This is a genomic window from Massilia sp. (genome assembly GCF_032106685.1).
In the GTDB taxonomy this organism is placed as follows: Bacteria; Pseudomonadota; Gammaproteobacteria; order Burkholderiales; family Burkholderiaceae_D; genus Telluria.
This window is the reverse complement of sequence record NZ_DAMCPG010000080.1, coordinates 1-5,326: the sequence shown is the minus strand read 5'-3', so window position 1 is coordinate 5,326 and position 5,326 is coordinate 1. Positions and strand designations below refer to the sequence as shown.

The window sequence follows — 5,326 nt, the reverse complement described above, 5'->3', positions numbered from 1 at the left end:
CAGCTGGCACCTGCATCAAACGCCCACACTTATCGACTGTTAATTGTTAAAGAACCGTTGTTCTGTACTGTCTTGCTGCGCTTTGCGAATCGTTTTGTTCGTCAGCAGCAGAGAAGTGAGATTATGCAGTGTTTCGCGATGTTCGTCAACTTCTTTTTACCGCACCGCGTTTTATCGCGGTTCCCGTGAACTCTTCAACTACTTGATTTCGTTGTCGTTTTCGCGAGGAGGCGAATCATAACAAATCCACGTGCCGTTCCGCAAGGACTGTTTTCGGCGCGTGTCGAGATCCAGCATCAGACTCGCGGCCAGCGCCTCTTCGTCAATCGCCCGTCCATGCCTGTTCATCGCGTCCGTCAGTGCGTTATCCCATCGGGCAAGGATGGCACCGCCCGTCAGTGGGCGGCTGGCTCCGTTGTTGGTGGACAGCGCCGCGCAGTAGTCCCGTGCGCCGAATCGCCACGGCGTCGCGCCGAACATGTCGGTCACGGCGTTCGCGATGGCGATGCCTGGCCAGTCGAAATCGCCGTGATAATGCAGGCGAGCGCCTGCCATCGCCAGTTGCGACAACAGCACACGCTGCGCCGCGGCGGGCATGCCTTCGGTGCAGACCAGCGGTGCACAATGCGCGCCCAGCGCATCGGCTGCGATCGCCACCAGATTCGGGTTTTCACAAACGTAGACGTCGCGCGCCGCGGCAGTCCAGAGCGGCGCCGATCGCATCAGCGCCCGCAACGACAGGTAGCCTGGCTCGCCGCTCGCTCCGCCTGCACTGCCCGGCAGGTTGAGGAACAGCGCCGGCCGCGCCAGCTCATTCACCAGCACGCCTGCCGCCGCCCACAGTTCGCGAACCGTTTCTTCCCCCTCATGATCCCCCTTCGCCGCCCGCTCATGCCGCAGTACCGCAAGCACGAGAGTCGCTACCGGAACGCCGGGATCGAGCGCATGCGCGTCGCCCAGCAGCTGCGCTGCCAGGTGGGAACGGGCGATAGCCGCGGCCGGCAATTGCGCGAGCACGGTCTGCGCCTGCCCGACCAGCTGCGCCGCGGCCGGCAGGTGCGCAGCCAGCCGCTTGAGCAGGCCCAGGCCGCGGCCATCGGCCAGGAAAGCGGCCAGCCTGCGATCGGTCGCCATCGCGCGCACCGCTTCCCATTGACGCGCGGTCTCGCTGCGCGCCGCGGCCACATCGGTCAGCGGACCGTCGAGCAACTCGAGCGCATGGCGCAGGGACGCCGCCAGCCCGGCATGCGCCAGGCGCGCGTCCAGTTCCGCGATATCGAAGCGCAGCGATCCGGCATCGCTCGGGCGCCGGCCCAGCAGCCCGGCGAGGGCATCGCGCTCCACCCCGCTCAGGTGAGCGAGCGTGACGATGCCGCCGCTGCGGCCGCGCTGGTAGCGGCTGCGCAGGCGCGCCCGCAACGGAGCCAGGGCAGCACCGCCCAGCAAGCGCACCAGCCTCGCGGTGGCGTCGCTCATTGGGCGTCGGCCGCTTCCGGGAATCGCCGGGCGCCATCTTCTTCGAGCCGGCGCGCATGGCCGTCCCAGCTCCAGCGCGACACATACACGGCGTCGATGCCTTCATGGCGCTGCAGCTGGCAGATCGATACGCCTGGCAGTTCCGCATAACAGGCCCATTCCCGCTCGCTGGTCATGACGAAATCGAGATCGAACTCGCGCACCAGTGCCATGCAGTGCGCACGCGCGGCGTCGTCGATGCCGGCAAAGGCTTCATCGAGCAGCACCAGGCGCGGCGCATGACGCGATCCGGCATGCGTATAGAAACTCGACACCGCCGCGAACAGCGGCACGGTCAAGCCGAGCGCGCGTTCGCCGCTGGAGGCAGGACCGGACAGCGGCCGCCATTGGCCGTCTTGCCAGCGCTGCACCCGGAAGCGGTGCCAGCGCCGGTAGTCGAGCGCGCGGGCCAGCAGTTCGAGCAGGCTGCCGCTGCGGCCGGCATCGTCGCGCGCGCGCTCGGCCGCGATCCGGTTCTGCAGCATCCGCCCCACCACTTGCCGGTCCTCCGGCGACCAGGCGTCATAGCTGGTGTTCAGCAGCCGCTTGCGCGCCGCCTCCAGTCCCACCGGCGCGCCCTCGCCGCCCTCCTCCAGCGCTTGCCACTGCAGCCGGAAACGCACGCCGGTCGAGGTCGGACGCCTGGCCAGTTCAGCGTTGATCGTCGCTACGCGCCGGTCGGCTTCCTGCAGGCGGCGCTGAAGCCCCGCCGCCACCTCGGCCTGCAGATGGTTTTCCAGCACCTCGGTTTCGCGCGCGGTCAACAGCTCATGGCGCTGTGCGATCTCGGCGCGGATGGACGCCTCGATGATATCCGGACGCTGCGGCCGGTTCTGGTAGATGATGGTGACGATCATGCCGTGGTCGCTCGGTTCGGCCTGCCCCTGGTGGCCAAGCGCCGTCAGCGCACTTTGCAAGTCGGAGAAATCCTGCGCGTAGGCGCTTTGCACGCGCGACCAGTCCGCGTCCTCGGCATCGACGTCCTGGAGCAGCTGTTCTGCGCGGCGCGCCACCTGCAGCGCGGGCTCGATGCTCCATGGCGTAGCCGGCAGCGCCAGTTCGGGAAGCGCGATGGCCAGCAGTCCGGTCGCATTGAATTGCTCGAGCCCCAGCACGGCGCCCTGACGCAAGGCGGTCCGCTCGTCCAGGGTCGCCGCGGCACTTTCGGCCCGCTGACCGCTGCGCGCGCGGGCCTCGCTGGCCGAGCCCAGCCGCAGCCGCGCCTGTTTCAGCGCGCCCTCTCCGTCCTGCACCGTTCGACGCAGTGCCGCCAGCCGGGTCGTGAGTTCGCTCACCTGGTCGCCAACCCGTTCGCGCAGTGCAGCCAGGCGGGCGTCGGCCTCGTCGACGGCTTCGGCGCAGCGCGCCTGCTGCTCGCGGCGGGCGGCCACATCGCGTTTGCGTTCCTCGAAGCGTTGTTCCTGGCGCCGCCGCTCGGGCAGTGCATGCCGAACCTGCTGGGCCTGCAGCTGCAGGTCTTGCAGTGCCTGCGCAGCCGCATCGAGCGCCACCGATGCCGCCGCCAGCGCGCCGCCTTCGTGCGGCAGCCGCAGGTCTTCCGCATCCCGCACCACGGCAGCGCGCGCAGCGCGCCAGGCGTCGGCGGCAGCTGCCAGGCGCGCCTCGGCGGTGGCCAGCCGTTCGGCAGCCTGGCGCCGCTCGCGCTCCACCACGCTCACCTGCGCGTGGGCGCTGCGCAATGCCGTGTCCTGCGGCGCCGCTTCCCATTCCGCCGCTGCGCGAGCTCGTCGTCCGGCCAGCAGGAGCAATGCGGCAGACAGCGATGCTTGCTCCTGCGCCAAGGTGGCCAACAGAGCGGCGATCTCGCCGAGGCGGCGGCGCCTCGCCTCGGCCCGGCTCGCTGCCCCGATGTATTCTGCCGCCGGCTTGCTCCAGGCTCCACTCAGCGGACCGATGCGGAAGCGGCCGTCGGGCGCGACCCAGGCTTCGGCGCCGCTGTCGGCAAAGCCGCACGACACCGATGCAAGCAAGCGTCGGACAAGCAGCGGGTCGACCGCACAAGGCTGAGAAGGCGCCAGCCAGGCGGCCAGCGGTTCGGGCTGCGCCGCGCGGGCGCGCAACAGGGTGTCGAACACCGGCGCGGTGGCGCCCGCGTCAACAGCACCGTCCGGACCGACCCAGGCGTCGAGCAAGCCGCAGGCCTCCAGCGCGGCTTCGAGGCCGGCACGCTCGGCTTCGTCCCCCACACTGTCGTGGAACTCGACCAGCTGCCAGAACGGCGCTCCCGCGCGGCCAGCCGGACGCGCGCCGGGGTCGCGTGCATGCGGCGCCGGCGGAGCGCTGTCGACGCCGTGCGCCAGGCGGGTTCTTTCCTGCTCCAGTGCCAGGACCTGCGCATCGAGGGCGGCGCGCCGCGCCAGCAGGGCTGCTTCGTCCTGAGCCAGTCGCACCGTACACTCATGCTGGGAACGCGACAGCGCGGTGCGGGCCGGGTTTTCGCCTTCGAGGCTGCGCGCCCAGTCCGCCAGTGCCGGCAGCACCGCCGCACTGTCGATCGCCAGCTCGCGCAAGCCGGCCGCATGTGCGTTCCATGCGTCCACCAGTGCGTCGGCCTGCGCGAGCAGCGCCGTCTCGCCGGCGGCAACGCGCGCAGCGGCATCGGCCAGGTCGTCGGCGCCGACGTCGCGCCGCTCCTGTGCCGCATCGCGCGCCTGCGCGGCAGCGTCGAGCAGGCGCAGGCGCTCCGTGACCAGGGCGATGTCGGCGCGCCGCTGCTGCCCCAGGCTGCGCAATGCGCGCTGCATCTGCTCGTAGTCGGCGGCATCGAGAACAGCCAGGGCATCCGGTTGCGCAAAGCAGGCTGCCGCCGCCGCGAAATCGTCACGTTGCGCCAGGCCGGCCGCTTCGCCCGCATCCTCGAATGCACCGAGGGCCCGACGAGGTCGCTGACGAAACGGTTCAGGTAATCGATCAGGCGCTGCTTGAATGCGATCACGGCCATTGCGTCCGCCTGCTGCAGTTCGATGGTGCGGGCGACGCTGGCCATGAAGGCCTGGGCGTTATCGGCCAGGCCGTCGAGGACGCGCACCAGGTCGCGCAAGGCGGTGTGCACCTTGGCCGGATCGGGTGCCGACTCGCTCGCCAGTGCCAACAGCGCATTCAGCTGGGTCAAAATATCTTCGAGGGCGACAGTCTGCAGTTCGCTTTGGCGCGCCAGGGTGCGCGTGAAGACGGCAAGGCCGGCTTCCACCGCCTCCCCGCCTCAGGACAGCCGGTAGAGGAACCGGGCCCGATAAAAATCTTCGACGTTCGACACGCGCGCGGTATCCGGATGCGCTTCCAGGTTGCCCCAGTCAGCCAGTTGCGACAACGCGTGCTGGATTTCGTCGAGCGAAGGCGTGGCGCCCGGCCACTGCGCTTCGATTTGCACCTCGTCCGGACGCAACTGCAGCCTGAACTGCCTTTTTGCGGCGGCGAACGTGTCCATGATGGCCCGGTACAGTGCCGCCTTATCGGCCGCGACGTGGCGGAACAGGTCACCTGCGGATTGGGCGAGCGTCGGCATCGTGTCGGATGGAAGCGCAGTCGATTCACGACGATAGTGCGACCTTGTGTAAAGGTCAACGCGAGAAGGGATTTAACGCCTTTGGTGGAGCGATCGCTCAAAAGCGACGCCCCAAAGCAAAAACGCCGCAGTGGCGAAGATGCGCAATGCGAATCCAGGCAGGCGGGGTGGTGTATACAAAATTGAGTGCAGAAAGCAAAAAACCCCGGCGAGTATCGACTCGACGGGGTTTTTTGCTTACTACTAATTAACTAGCCTGACGATAACCTACTTTCACACTGGTTG

At 68.5% G+C, this 5,326-nt stretch carries 3 protein-coding genes and 1 pseudogene; 1 reads left to right on the top strand and 3 read right to left on the bottom strand.

Going from position 1 to position 5,326, the window contains the following annotated elements:
- Window positions 1-189, top strand: a 189-nt coding sequence (locus RT688_RS23475; RefSeq protein ID WP_313707239.1) for a hypothetical protein, incomplete at its 5' end; no start/stop codon positions are given.
- A gap of 9 nt (window positions 190-198) precedes the next feature.
- Here RT688_RS23475 and RT688_RS23470 read toward each other — a convergent pair.
- The 3 genes and pseudogenes from RT688_RS23470 to RT688_RS23460 all read right to left on the bottom strand — a co-directional run.
- On the bottom strand, window positions 199-1,476 hold the full coding sequence (locus tag RT688_RS23470) for a TIGR02679 family protein (protein ID WP_313707238.1): 1,278 nt from the start codon (window positions 1,474-1,476) through the stop codon (window positions 199-201).
- Entirely contained in the window at window positions 1,473-4,313 is a 2,841-nt protein-coding gene (locus RT688_RS23465) for a TIGR02680 family protein (protein ID WP_313707240.1), read from the bottom strand. The genes RT688_RS23470 and RT688_RS23465 overlap by 4 nt, the downstream gene beginning before the upstream one ends.
- Window positions 4,314-4,423: 110 nt before the next feature.
- A pseudogene (locus RT688_RS23460) lies at window positions 4,424-5,041 on the bottom strand (TIGR02677 family protein); the annotation flags it as partial.
- Between the last annotated feature and the right edge of the window lie 285 nt (window positions 5,042-5,326).

Excerpts from the sequence above, each read along its gene's own strand:
- RT688_RS23470 (WP_313707238.1), bottom strand. The coding sequence starts at position 1,476 with ATGAGCGACGCCACCGCGAGGCTGGTGCGCTTGCTGGGCGGTGCTGCC.